General features: G+C 43.1%; 4 protein-coding genes. 1 reads left to right on the top strand and 3 read right to left on the bottom strand.

Annotated elements, in window-relative coordinates; genetic code table 11:
* The coding region (locus K1X56_14960) for an ABC transporter ATP-binding protein (GenBank protein ID MBX7096019.1) at positions 1-694 on the bottom strand (694 nt) is incomplete at its 3' end.
* 154 nt (positions 695-848) lie between these two features.
* On the opposite strand from K1X56_14960, the gene K1X56_14955 reads away from it, so the two are divergent.
* Complete coding sequence (locus K1X56_14955; protein MBX7096018.1) at positions 849-2,345, top strand: NAD(P)/FAD-dependent oxidoreductase; 1,497 nt, start codon at positions 849-851, stop codon at positions 2,343-2,345.
* A gap of 2 nt (positions 2,346-2,347) precedes the next feature.
* Here K1X56_14955 and K1X56_14950 read toward each other — a convergent pair whose 3' ends face one another.
* Together K1X56_14950 and K1X56_14945 are read right to left on the bottom strand one after the other, a co-directional pair.
* Positions 2,348-2,791 carry a response regulator gene (locus K1X56_14950; protein MBX7096017.1) on the bottom strand — a complete coding sequence of 148 codons (444 nt, stop codon included), beginning with the start codon at positions 2,789-2,791 and terminating at the stop codon, positions 2,348-2,350.
* Positions 2,760-4,016, bottom strand: a 1,257-nt coding sequence (locus tag K1X56_14945; protein ID MBX7096016.1) for a PAS domain-containing protein, incomplete at its 5' end; no start/stop codon positions are given. The genes K1X56_14945 and K1X56_14950, both read right to left, overlap by 32 nt.

Here is a 4,016-nt window from a genome sequence, read left to right as displayed (position 1 = left end):
ACACTTCATTGGCATATGCTTTTACACTGGCAATCGCCGTAAGTGTCTCCTCCACTACTCCATTCGATTCGGCCACTTTATCTTGTGCTTCTTTCGACAAGCGCTTAATGAAGCGACCAAAAATCACAGCAATTACCGCCATCACCGGAACGGTGGCAAGCATTATCAGCGATAATTTCCAACTGATCCAGGCTAATGCGGAAACTCCGACAATGATCACTATAAACTGACGAATAAACTCGCTGAGTGTTGTATTAAATGTATCCTGCAACAGCGAAATATCAGCACTGAGTCGTGAGGTCAGCTCCCCCACTTTATTGCGGTTAAAAAAATCGATCGGTAAAGAAATCAGTTTGCGGTAAGCATCTTGTCGCAAGTCGGTAAGCACACCTTCGGTGACGATACTCCCCAGGTAAATCCGCAAATAGGAAAATACGGACTGAAAGGCAAACACGATAAATAAAACCAAAGCCACGCTATTGGCCGAACTCATATCGCTTAAATCGAGACTACCCTCTGCATTGTTGGCATCGAAAAGTTGACCCATTAACAAAGGGAAGGCCATGGCAGTAATGCTGGACAGCACCAAAAACAAAAAGCTCGTGTAATAGGTTAAACGGTAAGGCTTGAGGTAAACCAATACACGTTTTGCCTGTTTCCAGGACCCTTTCTTTTTTTCCTCTTTCTCTTTCATTGGGGCAAAAGTAATCTTTTGAGCATAGTGCTATGAAAAAACTGACAAAATTCAAGCTATCAACCTTCTAAATGCGCTTTTGTTCATTCCCGCCCCCCTTCACTTGCTAATTGCGCAGATATTCTTACTTTTCGGCCGATTTGAGAGTCTAACCATGGAACGTTTTGATATATGTGTAATCGGAGGCGGACCTGCAGGATATGCTGCGGCGATGCGTGCGATTGATTTTGGCAAGAAAGTATTGCTGATTGAAAAAGATAAAGTAGGTGGTTACGGTATTTACGACGGTGCTTTATCCTCGAAAACCCTTTGGGAATTATCCGAGAAAGTATCTACCATCAACGAATCGATTGTAACGGTAGGAAGAAAGCGTTTTGAGCTGAGCTGGGAGGAAGTGCAACGTACGATGAACGAAGCGATTTTCGATCGTAAATTCCAGTATTCCTGTCACATTAAATTACTGCAAACCGAAACCGAAAATCCCTTGTTTCATTATGAGCGCGGAACGGGGACGATGATTTCTCCGAATGAAATTCTGATTCGCAAAGAAGAAGAAGAAAAAATCGTTTGGGCCGATAATGTTATTCTCGCCACCGGTAGTCGTCCGCGTAAACTCAACAATGTGGACGTTGACGAAAAGGTGATCATGTCGAGCGACGGCATTCACCATATCGAAGATTTTCCAAAAAGTTTAGTGATTGTTGGAGCCGGGGTTATTGGTTGTGAATTTGCTACCATCTTCGCCAATTTCGGTAAAACCAAAGTGTACCTGATCGACCGTGCCGACCGTATTCTTCCCTTCGAAGATGAGGACATCTCGGATTTGGTTTCGTACAACCTCGAAGAAAAAGGAGTAACCATTCACCATAACGCCTCACTGGAGCGCCTTGTTAAAGTAGATGGCGAAGTGGAATACGAACTCTCGTATACGGATGGTCGACGCGAAGTGATTCGTGTAGAAAAAGCCTTGCTAGCGATTGGTCGTACCCCCAACATTGAAGAACTGGGGATGAAAGAAGCCGGCGTAACCATGTCGAAACGTGGTGTGCACATTGGTGATGTGGATACCCGTACTTCCGTTCCACATATTTATGCGGTGGGTGATGTTTCCGGACGCATCCAATTGGTGAACATGGGCGAATTGGAAGGAAGACATGCCGTGGAGAAAATCGTGGCAGGTGATACTCCGATTAAACCTTTATCCTACGATAATATTTCCACCATAATGTTCCTTCACCCGGAGGTGGCCGCTGTGGGTATGAATGAAAAGCAATGCCGCGAGAAAAATATTCCCATTAAAGTGGTGAAGATCGACTATTCCGTTATTGCCCGCGCCATTGCGATGCGTAAAACACAGGGATTCTTTAAAATTATTGTGACCAACGATAATGAAATGAAAATTCTCGGAATGCGTGCCATTGGGGAACATGCCTCCTCTGCGATACAGGCTTGTGCTTTATTAATTAAAATGGGCAAAGGCGTAGAAGAACTCGCCGAGATGATTCACCCGCATCCTTCCATTATTGAAGGGATTCAGGAATGCGTGCGTATGCTGCTGAATAAATCGGTATTTAAATCGAGCGTGTTTAAGGATAAACTGAAATGCTACAGTTGTGTGGATGGTGTTAGTACGCCATTACAACGACTCTGATTTCAATTTTCGGGCGGTGTATTGAGTAACATCCAATACATTCCGATTTCTTTTACCGCTTCCATAAATGCATCGAATTGCACGGGTTTTACGATGTAACTGTTGACACCCAATTCATAAGCCTTCTCCACATCCGGATGTTCGCGCGAGGACGTTAATACCACTACAGGAATCGTTTTGGTACGCACATCAGTTCGTATTGCTTCTAAAACTTCCAAGCCATTAATCTTGGGCATTTTCAAATCGAGTAAAATCATTTTCGGACGTTGCTCTTCCATGGTTTTATTCGCGAACTCACCATTGCAAAAAATGAAATCCATGGCTTCCTGTCCATCTTTTAAATGCACAATGTGATTGGTAAGGTTGTATTTTTTTAAAGCCCTGATCGTAAGATCTGCATCACTGCGGTTATCTTCAACCAGCAGTATTTCCACTTGACTTGGCATATTCCTGTACATTAGTTACAATAGTTTGGGGTCCGGGCACAGCAATAGTAAAGAAAAATTCAGCTCCTTTACCAGGTTCTGAATAAGCCCAGACTTTACCTTGGTGACGAAGAACAATACGCTGCACAATGGCTAAGCCCACTCCTGTACCTTCAAATTCTTCATCGCTATGCAATCGGTTAAACACACCGAATAATTTGTTGTAGTATTTCATATCGAACCCTACACCATTGTCTTTAATCGAAATGGCGAGTCCATTCTCTGTTGTTTTGGTACTGATCACCACCTTCGGATGTTCCTTCTTAGAAGAATACTTGATGGCGTTCGATAATAAATTTCCGATGACATAACTCAATAAATTTTTATCGCCGTACCAATTCGGTAATTCTTCAATCTCAATATCTACCCGTTCGCGTTGTGCTAATGGCATACTCTCCCATACCTGCCAGCACAAACGTTCCATATCCACCTCCGAAACCGAAATCGTCTTTTTGCCAATACGCGAAAAATCGAGCAGATCATCAATTAACTGTCCCATTTTACCGGAGTAATACATGATGTTATCGAGATACACTTTTCCATCGTCGCCCAATTTTGAACGGTAATCTTCTACCAGGATTTCTGCATAACCGTTGATGGCACGTAGGGGTCCGCGTAAATCGTGACTCACCGAATAGGAAAACGACTCCAACTCTTTATTCGCTATTTCGAGATTTTGCGTTCGTTCTTTCACCCGTTCTTCCAGCTCGGCATTTAATACCTGGACTTTGTGTAAAGCATTTTTAAGATTACTTACATCAATGGCAAGTAACATGGCATATTCCACCTGATTGTGGTCATCGAAAAACGGAACGAAATGCAGAATCAAACTAAAACCGCGGAGTTCCAGTTCCATTTTAAATTGCTCACCTGCCAAAACCTGGTTGTAGAGTGGAGCCATAATCGCATATCGGTCGGCCGGAAGAATATCTTTAGCCAAAGCTCCTTCCATAACCGATAAATCGTATCCCATTAGCTCTAAAACAGGACCAGAGGCCATTAAGAAACGATGATCATGATCGAATAATATTACCGCAGATTCCGGAATGGATTGCGCCATGCTATGGTAGATTCGTTCCGACTTTTTAATCCGCAAAATATTTTCTTCCCGCTCTGTTACATCCTGAAAACTATACACCAGTGCATTGATTTCGGGCTCATGCAAATAATTGGTTAATGTTGACTC

Source organism: Flavobacteriales bacterium (assembly GCA_019694795.1).
Classification (GTDB): domain Bacteria; phylum Bacteroidota; class Bacteroidia; order Flavobacteriales_D; family UBA2798; genus UBA2798.
This window is presented reverse-complemented; position numbering and strand designations above follow the sequence as displayed.

Excerpts from the sequence above, each read along its gene's own strand:
- K1X56_14950 (MBX7096017.1), bottom strand. The coding sequence starts at position 2,791 with ATGCCAAGTCAAGTGGAAATACTGCTGGTTGAAGATAACCGCAGTGAT.
- K1X56_14955 (MBX7096018.1), top strand. The coding sequence starts at position 849 with ATGGAACGTTTTGATATATGTGTAATCGGAGGCGGACCTGCAGGATAT.